The sequence below is a fragment of the Streptomyces shenzhenensis genome (assembly GCF_003688995.1).
GTDB lineage: Bacteria > Actinomycetota > Actinomycetes > Streptomycetales > Streptomycetaceae > Streptomyces > Streptomyces shenzhenensis_A.
Genome location: NZ_PENI01000025.1, coordinates 57,235 through 72,709, shown reverse-complemented (window position 1 = coordinate 72,709; position 15,475 = coordinate 57,235). Strand labels below are relative to the sequence as shown.

Annotated in this window: 10 protein-coding genes; 2 read left to right on the top strand and 8 right to left on the bottom strand. The window is 72.9% G+C overall.

The annotated features are described in order from the left end of the window. Positions 1 to 126: 126 nt before the first annotated feature. Complete coding sequence (locus tag CTZ28_RS31535) at positions 127 to 870, bottom strand: iron-sulfur cluster assembly protein (RefSeq protein ID WP_121893128.1); 744 nt, start codon at positions 868 to 870, stop codon at positions 127 to 129. A gap of 1 nt (position 871) precedes the next feature. Further along, on the bottom strand, positions 872 to 1,870 hold the full coding sequence (locus CTZ28_RS31530) for an amidohydrolase family protein (protein ID WP_121893127.1): 999 nt from the start codon (positions 1,868 to 1,870) through the stop codon (positions 872 to 874). Between the two features lie 196 nt (positions 1,871 to 2,066). Between CTZ28_RS31530 and CTZ28_RS31525 the strand changes: the two genes are divergently transcribed. Beyond that, positions 2,067 to 3,581, top strand: coding sequence for an AAA-type ATPase lid domain-containing protein (locus CTZ28_RS31525; RefSeq protein ID WP_121893184.1), 1,515 nt, complete (start codon positions 2,067 to 2,069; stop codon positions 3,579 to 3,581). Between the two features lie 48 nt (positions 3,582 to 3,629). Here the strand turns inward: CTZ28_RS31525 and CTZ28_RS31520 are convergent, their stop codons facing one another. Both CTZ28_RS31520 and CTZ28_RS31515 read right to left on the bottom strand, forming a co-directional pair. After that, positions 3,630 to 3,848 (bottom strand): SbtR family transcriptional regulator, encoded by a 219-nt coding sequence (locus CTZ28_RS31520; RefSeq protein ID WP_398657123.1) that lies wholly within the window; start codon positions 3,846 to 3,848, stop codon positions 3,630 to 3,632. 30 nt (positions 3,849 to 3,878) lie between these two features. Beyond that, the gene (locus tag CTZ28_RS31515; RefSeq protein ID WP_121893126.1) at positions 3,879 to 4,505 is read right to left on the bottom strand and encodes a TetR/AcrR family transcriptional regulator; all 627 of its coding nucleotides are present in this window, start codon (positions 4,503 to 4,505) and stop codon (positions 3,879 to 3,881) included. A gap of 84 nt (positions 4,506 to 4,589) precedes the next feature. Between CTZ28_RS31515 and CTZ28_RS31510 the strand changes: the two genes are divergently transcribed. Further along, entirely contained in the window at positions 4,590 to 5,534 is a 945-nt protein-coding gene (locus CTZ28_RS31510; RefSeq protein ID WP_121893125.1) for an aldo/keto reductase, read from the top strand. A 103-nt stretch (positions 5,535 to 5,637) separates the two neighbouring features. Here the strand turns inward: CTZ28_RS31510 and CTZ28_RS31505 are convergent, their stop codons facing one another. The 4 genes from CTZ28_RS31505 to CTZ28_RS31490 form a co-directional block, all read right to left on the bottom strand. After that, positions 5,638 to 5,823 carry a hypothetical protein gene (locus CTZ28_RS31505; RefSeq protein ID WP_121893124.1) on the bottom strand — a complete coding sequence of 62 codons (186 nt, stop codon included), beginning with the start codon at positions 5,821 to 5,823 and terminating at the stop codon, positions 5,638 to 5,640. 164 nt (positions 5,824 to 5,987) lie between these two features. After that, positions 5,988 to 9,248 (bottom strand): family 78 glycoside hydrolase catalytic domain, encoded by a 3,261-nt coding sequence (locus CTZ28_RS31500; protein ID WP_121893123.1) that lies wholly within the window; start codon positions 9,246 to 9,248, stop codon positions 5,988 to 5,990. Positions 9,249 to 9,286: 38 nt separating this feature from the next. Beyond that, complete coding sequence (locus CTZ28_RS31495; protein WP_121893122.1) at positions 9,287 to 12,673, bottom strand: glycosyl hydrolase; 3,387 nt, start codon at positions 12,671 to 12,673, stop codon at positions 9,287 to 9,289. A 77-nt stretch (positions 12,674 to 12,750) separates the two neighbouring features. Then, entirely contained in the window at positions 12,751 to 15,327 is a 2,577-nt protein-coding gene (locus tag CTZ28_RS31490) for a glycoside hydrolase family 127 protein (protein ID WP_121893121.1), read from the bottom strand. Positions 15,328 to 15,475: the final 148 nt, after the last annotated feature.

Here is a 15,475-nt window from a genome sequence, read left to right as displayed (position 1 = left end):
AGCCTCCCGAGCCACCACCGGAGGACTACGTCCCTGAGCAGTCGGCGTCGGCCTGACCGCCTGGTACGTGTGGGCGAGCCCGGGTGTCTCCCCCTCGATCCACGGCACCGCCGACCTGTACTGCCTTCACGAGACGTGCCGGCGGCGGGTGGCGTCCCGGGCGCCGGGTGTCCGGTCGGCCGTCGCGTCCGGGTAGCGGGTGCGCAGCAGTCCGCGGCAGAAGTGGGCGTTGCCGTCGATGGAGATCCGGGTGGACCGGGCGCGGCGCAGGCGCAGCGGGATGTCCGCGGGTGCCGGGCGGCGTCCGGCGTCGTCCACGAGGACGGCGTCGGTGGGGGCGACACCGAGCCCGGTCGCCGCGCGCCGGCGCAGCAGGGCGCGGGTGACGTCGTCGTCGGGCAGGTCGCCGAGCACGATGTCGTACAGCGCCTGTTCGGACAGGCCGGGGCGGGCGCGCAGCAGCCGGGTCAGGGCCCGTTCCATCGCCGCGGCGTGTGCCTTGCGCCGGAAGGTGCGGCGCAGGTCCGCCAGGTCCTGTTCGGCCTCGGGCCCGAAGGTGACGCGGTAGCCGGCGTCCGCGGCCAGACCGCGGTTGATGGTCTCGGAGTCGTGGTGGTCGTCGAGGAGCACCGTGACCGCCGTGACACCGGGCAGCGCGGTCAGGGCGTCCTTGGCGTCGGAGGCCATGAGGTAGGCGAAGTTGGGCGCGCAGAAGGAGGTGGGCAGCCGGAGGTGGAGGGTCAGCCGCCCCGCGCCGTCCACGGTCAGCGACCGGACGAAGCCGAGGTCGGTGACGGGCTCGTCGAGTTCCGGGTCGACGACCCGGTCCAGGGCCCGGTGCGCCCGGTGTTCCAGGGTGTCGGGTGTCATCTCACACCCCCGCCGGTTCGGCGAGTGCGCACTGGGCGGGCACCGGGATGTCGTACATGGCAGCGGCGTTCAGGCCGAGGATCTTCTTCTTCTGCGCCACGGTGAGCGGCGGGTACTCGGTCATGTCCGCGGGGATCTGGAAGTCGACGAACCGCTCCACCAGCCAGCGGGGCGTCCAGAGCGCGTAGTCGCTGGAGAACTGGATGCGGTTCTCGTCCAGCCAGTACAGCAACTCGCCGATGATCTGGGCGAAGTAGCGGGGCCGGGAGTGGATGAACGGCATCGCGACGGCCAGCCCGGCGTGCACGTTCGGCTCCTGGGTGGCGATCCAGCAGAAGTCCTCGAGGCGGGGCAGCCCGCAGTGCTCGACGACGAAGTTCAGTTCGGGGAAGTCCGTGGCCGCCTTGTCGACGTCGGCCACGTCGAACGCGTCGCGGTCCAGCGGTCGGATGGTGGGGCCCTTGTGGATGTGGATGTTTCTGATGCCCAGTTCCTGGGCGGCCTCCAGACAGCGGTAGGACCAGGGGTCGTCGAGCCGGTAGCCGCGGGAGTCGCCGAACCACTCGGCGGTGTACAGCTTGGCGCCCTTCAGCTGGAAACGTTCGGCGTCGCGGCGCAGCCGGGCGAGTCCGTCCTCGGCGAAACGGGGGTCCCAGCAGTGGTTGTAGGTGAGTTTGCCGGGGTGCCGGGAGGCGAGGGCGAACGCCTCCTCCGTCTGTCCGAAGCCGTTGCGGTAGAAGGCGCCGAGCCGGGCGGGCTGGAAGATGGCGTGGTCGACGTGGCCGTCGGTGAACAGGTCCTTCATCAGGCGTTCGCCGCCGTAGTACAGGAACTCCTCGTACGACCACAGCTCGGAGTCCGGGCTGAGGTTGCGGTGGTAGTCGTAGAAGCAGTCGATGAACTGCTTGCCGTGGATGTTGAGCCGGTTCTCCGGGCGGGCGTCCCAGAGCGCTATGTGTGCGTCCACGATGAAGTAGGTTTCGCCGTCCTTGGCATACATGTGCGGCCTCCATGTCCGTGCCGGCGGGTCTGTTCTGGACGCTAGGCAGCGCGGCGCGGCGCGGGGAGACGGTGCGTGTCTCACTTTGAGACACCCGGTCCTGTGCCCTTCCGGGCCGGCGGATCTAGGCTGATCGGGCAGACGCAATGCCGCGGCCTGTGGAGGTTCCCATGGACGAGTTTCGGTGGACGGCGCGATGAGCGGGCCGCGGATCCTCCACGCCGGCCCGCCGGGAGACGACGGCGGGACCGACGCCCTGGCTCCGCGGTTGCGCGCGTCCTGGCAGCGCAGCCGGCGCTACGGTGTGGCGGCCGACCATGTACAGCCCGTGTTCACGGGTTCCGTCGACACGGAGTCGCTGCTGTTCGAGTGCGGCCGTGAGGTGCTGCGGGGGCTGCGGGCGACCCTGGCCGACGAACCGGTGAGCCTGATGATCACCGGCGGTGACGGGCTGGTGCTGTGCCGGATGTCGGACGACCTCTCGTTCGACCGTGCCCTGGACCGTGTCCATCTGGCCCCCGGTTTCTACTACGCCGAGCAGAACGTGGGCACCAACGGGCTCGGGCTCGCGCTGGCCGACCGGGCGCCCTCCCTCGTGCGGGCCGACGAGCACTACTGCTCCGATCTGCGCGGATTCACCTGTGCCGCCGTGCCGGTACTGGATCCGGCCACGGGTGACGTGGCAGGCAGCGTCAATCTGACCACCTGGTCCGACGCCTCGTCGGCGCTGCTGCTGGCGCTGGCGCAGGCCGCGGCGGGCAACACGGCGGCGCTCATGCAGGCCCGGGGGCGCGGAGGCGGGCGCCCGGAGCGTTCCGTGCCGCGCGGCGAGGTGTTCCGGGTGCAGTCCGCGGGCCCGGCGGAGCAGGAGGCGGCGGAGCCGCTGTCGGTGTGCTGGACGCAGGCGGTCGACCGGGCCGAGGCCGCCATGGTCGCGGGTGACGTGGTCGCCGTCGTGGGCGAGCCGGGGGCGGGCAAGACCGCGCTGGCCTGCCTCGCGCGGCGGGCGGCACTGCCCCGGGAGCGGCTGCTCGGCGTCCGGCCGCCGAGCGACGCCGACGTCGAGCCGTGGCTGAGCCTGTGGGCTCCGGAGCTGGCCAAGGACGACACCTGTGTGGTGCTGGAGGCGGTGGACTCGCTCCCGGCACGGGCGGCCGACCGGCTCGCCGAGGTGCTGGCGGCGGCTCGTCGCCCGGCCGCCGCGACACCGCTGCCCCGGCCGCAGCCGTTCGTGCTCACCGCCGAGGCGTACGACCTGATCCCCGAAGCCGTGCGGTCCCTGGTGGGTGCCGTGGTGGAAGTGCCGGCGCTGCGTTTCCGTCCGGACGACATCCTCCCGCTGGCGCACCTCTTCGCGCGCCGCCACCGCGGCCGGGCCATCGGGTTCACGTCCGCCGCGGGCCGGGCCCTGACGGACCATCAGTGGCCGGAGAACGCACGGCAGTTGCGGCGCGCGGTGCGTGAGGCCGCGTCCCGCACGGACACCATCGACGTCCAGCACCTGCCCGCCGAGGTGTTCGCCGACCCGGGCCGCCGGCTCAGCCTCCTGGAGCGGCTGGAGCGGGACGAGATAGTGCGCTGTCTGACCGATCCCACGATCACCGTGGCCCAGGCGGCGGAGCGGCTCGGCATGAGCCGCGCGACCGTGTACCGCAAGATCGCCCACTACGGTATCCAGATCCCCGACCGGGCACCGCGCGCAGGTTCGTGAACGGCTGCCGAAGCCCGCGCCGGGAAGCCCGACCGACGCCCGGTCCCGTCAGCTCTCCGGCTCGGGTCGCGGGCGCAGGGCGTCGACGACGAGGTCCAGCAGCCGGGCGGTCCGCTCGGGCGTATCGTCACCCGCCGTGGCCACGAACACACCGAGCACCATCACGGTCGCGTCCTCCGGAGCCACATCCGCCCGAAGGGAACCCGCACGCGCACCGGCCGCGAGGATCACCCCCAGCCGGGAGCCTTGCCCACGTCCGCACGACACCCGCCGCCGCGGCCAGTCCGCCCGGCCCCGTCAGCTCTCCGGCTCGGGTCGCGGGCGCAGGGCGTCGACGACGAGGTCCAGCAGCCGGGCGGTCCGCTCGGGCGTATCGTCACCCGCCGTGGCCACGAACACACCGAGCACCATCACGGTCGCGTCCTCCGGGGCCACATCCGCCCGAAGGGAACCCGCACGCGCACCGGCCGCGAGGATCGCGCCGAGCGCGGCGGTGATGCGCTCCCGCGTGGTGGCGGTCGCGATGCGTCCCGAGGCCCAGCCCGCGCGGAGCGTGTCGAGCATGCCACGCTTCGTCGCGACGAACGCCGCGTAGCGGTCCATCCAGGCGCGCAGGGCGACTTCGGGCGGGAACGCGTCGAGCAGGGCGGGCGCGCTCGTGGCCACGTCGTCGAGTTCGGCGGCGTAGACGGCCTCGACGAGGGCCTCACGGGTGGGGAAGTGGCGGTAGAGCGTGCCGATGCCGACGTCGGCCGAACGTGCGATCGCCTCAAGCGCGACGGTGTCGTCACTGGCCGCGAAGGCGGACCTGGCGGCGGCGACGAGCTTGTCGCGGTTGCGGCGCGCGTCGGCGCGGACCGGGCGGTCGGGACCAGCGGGCGGGTCGGCTGGGGCGCCCGTGGGCGCCTGATCCGGCGGAGTCAAAGCGGAGGAACCTCCGGTTGTGTTACGGTCAGGCAAGCGGAGGAACCTCCGCTTCTCCCATCATCTCACGGGGACGGTTCTCCCATGACCTCTGCCGACACCCCTTCCACCGACGTCACGGCCGCCGGCGCACCGCGCCCAGGCGGCCCCGGCCCGCTGGCCGGCCGCACCGTGTCCCGTATCGGCTACGGAGCCATGCAGCTGTCGCGGCTGCACGACGACCGCAAGGCCGGCGTCGCGCTGCTGCGCCGCGCGGTCGAACTGGGCGTCGACCACATCGACACCGCGCAGTTCTACGGCGACGGATTCGTCAACGACCTGATCCGCGAGGCGATCCGCCCGCAGGACGACGTCCTCGTCGTGAGCAAGGTCGGCGCCGACCCCGATCCGGACGGACCCCTGCCGCTGCGCCCCGCACAGCGGCCCGAGCAGCTGCGGGCGAGCGTCGAGGCCAACCTCACCGCCCTCGGCGTCGACCGGGTCCCGGTCGTGAACCTGCGGCGCCTGGACGCCGGCCCGGGGCTGCGGGCCGAGGGCGATCAGGTGGTCGACCTGGACGACCAGCTCGCGGTGCTGACCGGGCTGCGCGACGAGGGCAAGATCGGCGCGATCGGCCTGAGCGGCGTCACGTACGACGTGCTGCACCGGGCCCTCCCGGCCGGCATCGTCTGCGTCCAGAACGCCTACAGCCTGGTGAGCCGCGCCGACGAGGAGCTGCTCCGGCTGTGCGCCGCCGAGGGCATCGCCTGGGTTCCGTTCTTCCCGCTCGGCGGCGCCTTCCCGGGCAGGCCGAAGGTGACCGAGGAACCGGCCGTGCTCGCCGCGGCACGGTCCCTCGGCCGCACTCCGTCCCAGGTCGGCCTGGCCTGGCTGCTGCGGCACGCCGAGCACGTCCTCCTCATCCCCGGCACCGCGGACACCGGCCACCTGGAGGAGAACATCGCGGCGGGCACGGTCGCACTCGACGAGGCGACACGCACCGCCCTCGACGCCGTGCCCTCCCGGTCGGCCCCGATTCCGCTCGACTGAGCCGCCCCCGGCGTGCCCCGCGCGGAACACCGGCCGGGGACACGGCGCGGGGCGGTTCCGGGTGCCGGAAAGCACCTGGAACCGCCCCCGTGAGGCCCGGGCGTCACTCCTCCCGCTCGTACTCCGCCTGTGCGTTGCGGTCGAGCAGGTCGTCCTGGGCCGAGCGGTAGACGCCGCGGACGAACTGGCGGGCGTGGTCCTTGTCCATCGCCGTGCCTTGTTCGCTGACGAGGCGGTCCGCCCACTCCTGGACCGTCTTCTCCATGTTGATGTCGTCACGCTTGGCCATGGTTCTCCTCCTCCTGGGGCCGGCGCCGCCACGGCCCACGGGACCAGCGGGCTTCCCGGTCATGGGAGAGCGTCCGTACGCCTCACACGCTAGGTCCGCGCGCGGCGCTCGGCGACCCGTGCTCCGCGCCGCGGCAGGTGCGGGCGCCGGCCCTGGTGGGAAGGTCACGGCCGGTTCAGTGCCGAGCGGAAGGTCCAGTGGCCGGAGCCCACCTCGTACACCGCGTCCGAGCCCTCGGTGCGCAGCAGGTGTGCGCCGGCGGGGGCCTCGGCGTGACCCGCGTCCGCCGGGACATGGACCTCCGCCGTGCTGCCCGCGGGCACGTCCACGGTCAGCCGGAAGCGGCCGGATTCCCGCCGCCACTCCGTGTGTGCCACACCGTACGGGGTGGTGTACGAGCCGGAGGCGGACGTCATGTCGCCCTCGACGGCGGGGTCGATGAGCAGCTTCGCGTACCCGACCGAGTCGGCCGTCTGCGCGATGCCCGCGACCCGGCCGATGAACCACCCGTCGATGGCGCCGAGCATGAAGTGGTTCTGCGACTGGCCGGGGCCGCCGTCCCAGGATTCGCCCAACGTCGTGTTCCCGGCCCGGACTTGGTAGCCGTAGCTGGGGCTCGTCGTCTGTGTGGCGATGCGCAGCACGATGTCGTCCCGGCCCGCCGCGGACAGCACACGGAAGGCGGCCGGCAGCGAGATCTCACCGAGCACCAGATGGTGTCCCGCGTTCTCGACGGACGTCGTGAAGTGGGCGAGCAGGCGGTCCCGCTCCCCCGCCGGGTAGGCGCCCATGTCGAGTGCCAGGGCCTCGGCGCCCTGTCCGCCGCCCCCGAAGCTGCCGGTGGCGGTGTCGTAGTACTTGGCGGCGAGCGCCTTCGCGCTCGCGTCGGCCTTCGCCCGGTACTCCGCGGCCGCGGCCCGGTCGCCGAGGACGTCGGCGATCCGGCCGAGGGTGTCGACGACCCGCCAGTAGCCGTAGGTGCCGGCCACCGCGCGCGGGAAGGTCCGGTCGGGGGTGAACCAGTCGCCGAGGCCGTAGTCCAGGATGCCGCCGGAGACCTGGTTCTCCAGGAAGGCGGCATACTGCCGCATGCGCGGGTAGTAGGTGCTCAGCGTGGACCGGTCGCCGTAGGTGGTGTACAGCTGCCAGGGCACCAGGACGAAGGCGCCGCCCCAGTTGGCGTCGTTGCGGTAGGCGCCGGGCAGGTTCGTGTACTCCGGTACGGTGCTCGGCACCAGCCCGTCCGCGGTCTGCGCGTCGGCCATGTCCCGGACGATCTTGCGCAGGTGGGCCTGCATGTCGTAGTTCCCGGCGAGCGCGGGGAAGACCAGCTGGTCCTGTTCCAGCCAGCCGAGCTTCTCCCGGCTCGGGCAGTCCGTGAGGACGCTCATCATGTTGCCTTCGATCGCTCCCCGGATCAGTCCGTGGATGTCGTTGACGAGCGGATCGGAGGTGGTGAAGGTGCCGGCGGAGGTGTTGTCGGTGTGCAGGACCTTGCCCCGTACGCGCACCGTGGCACCCTCGGGGACGCCCTTGAGTTCCAGGTAGCGGAAGCCGTGGTAGCTGAACCGCGGATGCCAGGTCTCGGCGCCGGACCCGCGTGCGGTGTAGCTGTCCCACAGCGGGGCGCCGACGTTGCTGATGGACTGGAAGGCGTGTCCGGCCTTGAGGCTCTCGGCGGGGTAGGCGCGGATCTCGGTTCCGGCGGGTGCGGTGACGGTGATCTCCGGCCAGCCGGCGATGTTGCGCCCGAGGTCGAAGACGCGGCTGCCGGCCGCGCCGTCGACCTCCTTGCCCGTGAGGGTCTCCATGACCCGGATCGGCTCGGTCTCCCGGGCGCTGAGCAGGGCCGGCCGCTCCGTGCTGCCGGGCCCTGACACGGTCACGGCCCGGCGCCAGTCGTGCCGGTCGCCGCGCGGCTCGTCCCAGTGCGGGATCTCCCGGCGCGCGTCGTAGTCCTCGCCGCCGTACCAGTTGGACGAGGTGGTGGGCCCGAGCGTGGTACGCCAGTCGTCGCCGCTGGTGACGGTGCGGACACTGCCGTCGGCCAGGGTCACGTCGAGCCGGGCGATCAGCTTCGGGTCGCTGAGGTTGCCGTACAGCTTGCGGTAGCGGTCGGCGGTGCTGACGACGTTGGACATGCCGTTGCCGAGGGCCACGCCGATGGTGTTGGCACCGGTCCGCAGCCGGTCGGTGACGTCGTAGGTGGCGTACTGGACGCGTTCGGCGTAGTCGGTGTTGGCGGGTTCCAGGACGGCGTCGCCGACCGGTTCGCCGTTGATCGTGGCGTCGTAGATGCCGAGGCCGGCGATGTACAGGCGGGCGCTGCGCACCGCGCGCGGCAAGGTGAAGTCGTCGGCGAGCAGCGGCAGTCCGGAGGGCAGATAGGGCTCGGGCGGGCGCTGGCCGGTGACCTGGGCGAGCGGGGTGAAGGGTCCGGACGCCTGGTCCGCGCCGGCGAGCGCGTAGTCGACCGGGAAGCCGGGGACGCGGCCGTCGTCGGTCAGGACGTCGGCGCGCGGGTAGAGCGCCACCTGGTCGAACGTCTTCGCCGTCTTCAGGTCCAGGGTGAGGGTGACCGGGGTGTCGGCGGCGTCGGGTCCGGAGTGCGCGGCGCTGGAGTACCCGGCCGCGGTCTGCAGCGCGCTGTTGGGCAACCCGTCTACGGCGAGGGCGGGTTCCCAGGTCTTGCGGACGGTGTTGCTCTCCGACGCGGTGACCGCGGCGCCCTTGGCGAGGCCCGTGGTGGAGGTGACGGAGTCGCGGACGTCGATCTCGCCGAGCTGCACCCGCCAGGTGCGGGCGGGGAAGTCCTCCGCGAGCGGCAGGCCGAGCCGGGTGACGTCCAGCCGCAGGTAACGGGCGGTGGTGCGCGGCACGCTGACGACGACCGGCTGCACGGCGCGCTCGCCGAGCCGCCAGTCGGGGTGGGTGATCCAGTCCGCGTTCCAGTCGGACTGCCGGGTCAGTCCGGTCTCGAAGACGGCGGGGGCGCTCCAGGCGGACCCCCGGGCCCCGTGCTGCGACCAGAGCATGACCCGCCAGTACACGCGGGTGCGGGAGCCGACCGCCCGGCCGGCGTAGGTCGTCTCCGGGGTGGCCGAGCGGACCTTGCCGGAGTCCCACAGGTCGGGCCGGCCGGCGCGCAGCCGCTCCGGGCTGGTGGCGGCCTGGACCCGGTAGCCGGACTGGAGGACGCCGGCGGCGCGGGCGGCGGTCCGCCAGCTGAGCGAGGGGGTGGTGTCGTCGATGCCGAGGGCCCGGTCGAGGTGCTGGGTGCGCAGCTGGGTCGGCACGAGGGCGCCGGCGGTCGTCGTGGCGTCGGCGCCGACGGCACCGGCCAGCACGGTCGCGAAGGCCGTGAGCCCGGCGGCCAGCAGGGGGACGCGGCGCCGGCGGCCGCCGGGGAAGCGGGATCTGTGCATGGTGCTCCTACGGGTGGAGGCGTCGGGGCCAGGACGGGTCAGACGCGGGTGAGCCGGGCGGTGACGCGGCGTCGGAAGCGCAGCGTGACGGGGCCGAGCAGCCCGGACGGCAGCGGCTTGTTGCGCTCGTTGGACAGCGTGTTGGCGACACGCACGTCGAGCCGGTTGCGTCCCGGGGTGAGCAGTCCGGTGACGTCGACGACGAAGGGCGCCCACAGCAGCGCACCGAGTTCCGTGCCGTTGACGGTCACGGCCGCCACGTCGCGTACGTCGCCGAGGTCGAGCAGCACCCGCCGCCCGGCGAGCAGGGCGGGCGTGGCATCGACGGTCGTGCTGTAGGTGCCGCTGCCGGAGAACAGCCGGTCGACGTCGGTCCAGCTGCCGAGGGGGCCGGTGACGGGGGTGGCGCCGTCGCGCTCCAGGGTGAGGGTCCAGTCGTTGTCGAGGGTGACCGGCGCGAGCGGGTCGTCGACGCGGACCGTGCCCCGGTAGGTGTGGCCGCCGTCGGTGCCGGTGAGCAGGTGGACGCCGGGCGCGGCGGCCTCCGCGGTCACCCGCAGGGTGCGGCCGTCCGGCTCGACGCCGAGCACAGGAAGCGCGGCCTCCGTCAGGTGCGGCGGGGTGGGGCCGGTGCGGCGGACCACGACGATCCGGGTCTGGTACGGCTCGAAGCCGAGCGGCACACGCAGACCGCGCTTGGTGCTCCGGTACACCGGCGCGGGCCCGGTGTCGCCCGTCGCCGGGTCCCACAGCTCGGGCACCCCGGTCACCGGGAGGGTCGCCACGGTCTCGACGGCGTCACCGCTCTCGTTGTTGAGGAGGAACGCGGTGTCCGTGCCGCGGTGCACACGCAGCACCCGGATCGCATCGCGCGCGGGGTCGAGCACGGCCGCCGCCGCCCCGGCCTCATGGGCTGCAGCACGCAGACCGGAGACGTCGGCCACGCGTACCGCGCGCCCGGCGCCCAGGACGCGGGTGCCCGGCAGCGCGTCGCCGAACAGGTCGGCCAGGGAGCGGGCGAGGGAGCGGTCGTTGCCGTCCGCGTCGTCCGCGTCGAACGGGCCCACGGCGACGGCGGTGCCGCCGGAGCGCACGAACTCCCGCAGCACGCGCACCCCGGCCGCGTCCAGGGTCGGGGACCGCGGGACGACCACGAGGTCGTAGCGCGCCGCGCCCACGGCCAGCCGGCCGCCGCGGACATCGGCCCGGTGGCGCAGCTCCGGGTCCCCGCCCAGGGCTCCCTCGTGCAGCAGGTCGAAGTCGACCTGGGCGCGCTCCAGCGCGTAGGCGGCGTCGGCGAGCGGGCCGTCCACCTCGCCCTGCCGGGCCGTGCCGGTCCACTGCTCGGCGGCGCGCTGCGGTTGCAGCAGGGCGGTGCGCGCGCCGGACGTGCCACGCCCGGCCTCCATGACCCGGCCGATCCACTCGGCGAGCGGGCGCATGGCCCACCACCAGGGGGCGCGCGGGCCGAACGGCGGCGGGAAGTACACCCGCTTCTCGTCGGTCCACAGGGCGTGCAGCACCGTCAGGTTGATGCCACGGGCGGCCTGTGCCCCGACGGTCGCGTGCACGAAGCCGGGTGTGACCTGCCAGCCCATGTTGCCGAACATCTCCAGCAACGCCCGTTCGCGGCCCCCCTGGTGGGCGGCGGATGCCGGGTTGCGCGGGATCATCGTGGGCTGCCCGGCGACGTACTCGGCGGTGATGATGTCGCCGCCGGGCACATGCGCCCACTGGTTGACCTTGTGCAGATCGCCGGTGGACGGAATGCGCTTGGCGGGGGCCGTCTCGTCGTACAGCGGGTTGGTGATGAGGGCGACGCCGCGCCGCTCGTACCACTGCGCCTGCTTCCTGAAGTACTGGGCGAACCGGTTGGAGACGGCCTCCCAGTAGCGGCCTCGGGCGATCCGGCCCGAGCGGCCCAGGTCGTCGAAGGCGCTGGCGTAGGCCGTGCCGGGTTCCACGCCCACGGCCCGGAGCGCCCGGTCCAGGGTGGGTGACCACGGCAGCCGCTTGAAGTGGGCCTCGGCAGAGCCGAAGAACGGCTCGTCGTCCCAGAAGCCGGGGACGACGGTGCCGAAGTAGCGGCCGAACCGGCGGTGGTACTCGCCCGGCACGATGTCCAGGAACAGCTCCACGGGTTCGTCGTCGAGCAGGTCGAGGTAACTGCGGCTGTAGCCCTGGGAGTCGTCGACGAGGGGCACCCCGCCGAACAGGTCGAGCTGCCAACGGCCCGCGGGTGCCTGCCAGGTGTGGCCGTCGGCGAGCTGTGCCGTCAGGTCGACGGACGCGGCGGCGTCCGTGGCTCCTGCGGGGCGGGCCGCGGCGGCGACGGCCGGGGTGGCGAGGGCGGCACGCTCGGGGAAGTCACCGGCGGCGGCCGGGTCGTCGAAGGCCGACGTGTACAGCGTGGTGCCGTCGTCCGCCGTGACGGCGAAGGTGTCCCACAGGCCCCGCTGGTCCTCGACCGCCCGCACGCCCGCGCCTCCGGCGGGGTAACGGCCGTCGTCGACACCGCCCTTGTCCTTGCCGTCCAGGGTGACGGACAGCCGTGATCCGCGGACGGTGACGGCGAGGGTGTGGAACTTGGTCTTGTTGAAGCCGTCGGTCCTGCTGCTGCGGAGCAGTTCGACGGGCTCGGCGTCGCGGGCGAGCCGGAGCACGGTGATGACGCCGGTCTGGTCGAAGGTGACCGCGTAGCCGTCGAGGCCGTCCTGCGCGGCCCGCACCACGACCCCGGCGGCCGTGTGGTCGGCCTTGCCGTTCGCGGTGAGCGTGTAGTCGGTCCAGCGCTCGCTGTCGCGCAGCACGGTGGCGCCGTCGAGGAGAGCGGCGTCGGCGACCAGGCGGCCCGTGTCCACGCCCACGCCCGTGGTGCGGCGCAGATCGACGCGGGCGGGTCCGGTCACCACGGTGGTCGACCGCCACAGTGCCTTCAACCGCAGCTCGGGGCGTGGCTCATAGGTGCGGGACCCGACGGTTCCGCCCTTGACGACGTACTCGCCGGCCCGGCCGCTCGGGAAGTGGTCGTCGTTGAACAGCCACACCCGCATGCCGGTGCGCTCCGCGGTGCGCAGGACGTGTCCGACGATGTCGAACCACTCCTCGGTGAAGAACGCGGGCTGCATCTCGGCGTTGTCGAAGGAGAACAGGATGACTTCGTACATGCCTTTGGACCGCAGGTCGGCGAGTTGGCGGTCGACCAGGTCGGGGGTGACGGGCCCGTTCCAGTACCAGTAGACGGTGGGCCGGCTGTCCTTGGGGGGATCGGCGAAGTGCCGTGCCGCGTCCCCGGGGTGACCGTCGCCGTCCCAGGGCCGGCCGGCCTCGGCGCCGTGGGCAAGGCCGGGCAGCCCCGTCGCGAGCACGGTGCCGGCGGAGGCGGCGACGACGAAACGGCGTCTGGACAGGTCGTGTTCGGACATGCGTGAACTCCTGCGGGGTACGGCGGACACGGCGACGCGTGCCGGTGGCATGGGCGGGTTTCTGCGCTGAAGGCCGGTCAGCCGGCGGCGAGTCGGGCCACCTCGGCGGCGGTCAGGGCCCGGTTGTGCAGCCGGAGATCGCGCACCGCACCCCGGAGGTAGGGGTGGATGGTGTTCTGCGAACGGCCGAGGAAGTTGCGGCTGGTCGCGCCGAGCAGCAGCGGGCCGGCGGCCATGGCCGGGTTGCGGCCGGCCTCGGCGCCGTCGAGATAGAGGACACCCGTGCCGCCGCCGAGCGTGAGGGCCACATGGGTCCAGCGGCCGACGGGCAGGGGTCCTGCCGCGTCGACGACGTCCTCCGCGGCCATGCCGGCGATCTTCAGCGCGCCGCGGGCGCGCCCGGCGCCGGTGGTCGCGGCGAGGAACAGATACGTCTCCTTGTGGAATCCGAAGTCGAAGACGCGGGCCGAGGCGGCGAGCGCGTCGACGCGTACGCGCACGCTGACCGTCAGCTCCGTCAGGCCCGTGAGCAGGCCCTTCGGCAGGGCGACATGGCCGTTCACCCCGTCGAGCGCCACGGCGTCGGCGGCGCCGTCCCGGATCCAGGAGGCGCCCCCGACGAGCAGGGCGTCGGCGAACGCCCCGGTCCGGTCGGCGGCCGAGACTCCCGTCGCCTCGTCGAACGGGTACCGGGCGACATCGCGTTCGCGGCCCGGCCTCGGCGTCACCGACCAGTACACGTTGTAGCGCTGGTGGTGCACCTTGTGGAACGCCCGCAGGGACACCGGCCGGCCGTCGGCGACGGCGGTGAACGCGGTGGGGTCGCCGGGCGCGCGGCGCAGCGTGTCCGGGCGGATGGTGGGCGGGACGGCCAGCGGGGTGTCGCCGTACTCGCCCGCCAGCACGAGCGGCCCGTACGACACCGACTTCACCTGGGGGTTGTCGGGGGCCGGGCGCCACACGGGGGTGCGTGGCAGCACGAGTTCGACGCTGTCCCCGGTGCGCCAGTGCCGCTCGACGGTCGCGTATGTCCCCGGCCGCACAGGTGCGTCGACGCGCCGGTGGTTGACCGTCAGCTCGGCGGGTCTGCCGGTGTCCGCGACCCAGGCGGGGATGCGGATCTTCAGCGCGAAGCGGGCCGCTCCCCGGGTGACGGAGAGCCGGACCCGGTCCGTGTCCGGGTACCCGGTATCCTGGCGGAGTGTCACTCCTGTTTCGGGCCAGCGCACTTCGGACGGGATGAACAGATTGACGTACAGCTCGGCGTCGCGGGTGTCCCGGGAGCGGAAGTAGATGCTGTCGGCGAACTTGGTGTGTGTCTCCAGGCCGGTTCCGTGGTCGCAGGAGAAGTTGTCGTAGTCCCCGCTGTAGCTCCCCGGGGCCGCGCCGAGCCCGCCCTTGGGCTGCCGCCGTGCACCGGCCCACAGCCCGGTGTAGTAGGTCACGAAGCCGTGCTCGGAGTCGGGGTCCTGCTCGCCGAGCAACTGGTTGTAGAGCGTCCACTCGTAGTGGTCCATGTAGGCGGCGCGCGACGGCCGGTGCAGGAACAGTTGCCGGCCCAGCTTGAGCATGTTGTAGCTGTTGCAGTTCTCGCAGGTCACCTCCGACAGCCGGCTGACGATCTCGCCGGGCGGGCCGAAGAGTTCCTGGTTGGAGTTGCCGCCGATGGCGTACGAATGATCCCGTACGACCACCGTCCAGAAGGTGTCGGCGATGTCCAGGTAGCGCCGGTCCCCGGTGGTCTCGAAGGCCGGCACCGCGCCGACCACCTTGGCGATCTCGGTGTTGGCGTGCCGCCCGGCGAGTTCGTCACGGCCGGCCGCCAGTGGTGCGTACAGTTCCTCGTGGTCGAAGCGCCGCGCGGTGCGCAGATGCGCCGGGTCGCCGGTGACCAGGTGGAGCCGGTCGAGGATGTCGTTCATCCCGCCGAACTCCACCTTGAGCACCGTCTGCATCCGCTCGTGGGACAGCGGCGCGGTACGTGCGTCCAGCCAGGCCGCCATCTCCAGCAGGACCGTCAACGCCTGTCGGCTGCCACCGAGTTCGTACTGGTCGAGCAGCCCGGCCATGATCTTGTGCAGGGTGTAGTACGGCGCCCAGGGCTTGCCGCCCGCCTCCAGCTGGTCGAGGACCGACTCGGGGAAGGCGGAGAGATAGCCGCGGTGGAATCCGGCCGCCTCGGCGGCCTGCTGACACTCGGCCAGCGCGGACACCAGGCTGTCGGCCTTGTCCGCGTAGGCCCGGTCACCGGTGTTGGCATGGGCCTGGGCCAGAGCGCTGAGCAGATGACCGGTGGTGTGACCGCGCAGTTGGACGTTCGGGGCCTCCCACCCTCCGCAGGGCTCCGCCGCGGACGGCAGCCCCACGTTCAGCCGGAACGTGTGCAGCAGCCGGTCGATGTCGACGAAGAGCAGATAGGCGCAGGTCCGGCGCATGTTGTCCAGGAACGGGCTGTCGAGCAGCCGGACCGCGCCGAGCGCGAAGGGGGCGAGCACCCGCCCGGCGCCGGCGGCCTGGGCCGGCGGCCGGGTGGCGGCCGCCGCGGAGGGAGCCCACACGGCGGTGGACGACACGGCGGTGGCGGCGGCCGCGGCCGACGCGGCGAACAGGATCTGACGGCGGGACGGGCTGGAGGTGTCGCGCGGTGCGGGCACGTGCCGGGTTCCCTTCGCGTTTTGAATCGTTCTATTTCATTAGCCGGAGACGCTAGGTGTGGCCACGGCCGGCGTCAAGACTTCTCACAGGAAGGGGTCGAAGTGCCGTGCTCTCGTGGGCGATTGCGCAGCGAAATGGGCAGGTGAA

Coding starts and splice junctions, on each gene's coding strand:
- CTZ28_RS31535 (WP_121893128.1), bottom strand. CDS start 870: ATGACACCCGACACCCTGGAACACCGGGCGCACCGGGCCCTGGACCGG.
- CTZ28_RS31530 (WP_121893127.1), bottom strand. CDS start 1,870: ATGTATGCCAAGGACGGCGAAACCTACTTCATCGTGGACGCACACATA.
- CTZ28_RS31525 (WP_121893184.1), top strand. CDS start 2,067: ATGAGCGGGCCGCGGATCCTCCACGCCGGCCCGCCGGGAGACGACGGC.
- CTZ28_RS31510 (WP_121893125.1), top strand. CDS start 4,590: ATGACCTCTGCCGACACCCCTTCCACCGACGTCACGGCCGCCGGCGCA.
- CTZ28_RS31505 (WP_121893124.1), bottom strand. CDS start 5,823: ATGGCCAAGCGTGACGACATCAACATGGAGAAGACGGTCCAGGAGTGG.
- CTZ28_RS31500 (WP_121893123.1), bottom strand. CDS start 9,248: ATGCACAGATCCCGCTTCCCCGGCGGCCGCCGGCGCCGCGTCCCCCTG.
- CTZ28_RS31495 (WP_121893122.1), bottom strand. CDS start 12,673: ATGTCCGAACACGACCTGTCCAGACGCCGTTTCGTCGTCGCCGCCTCC.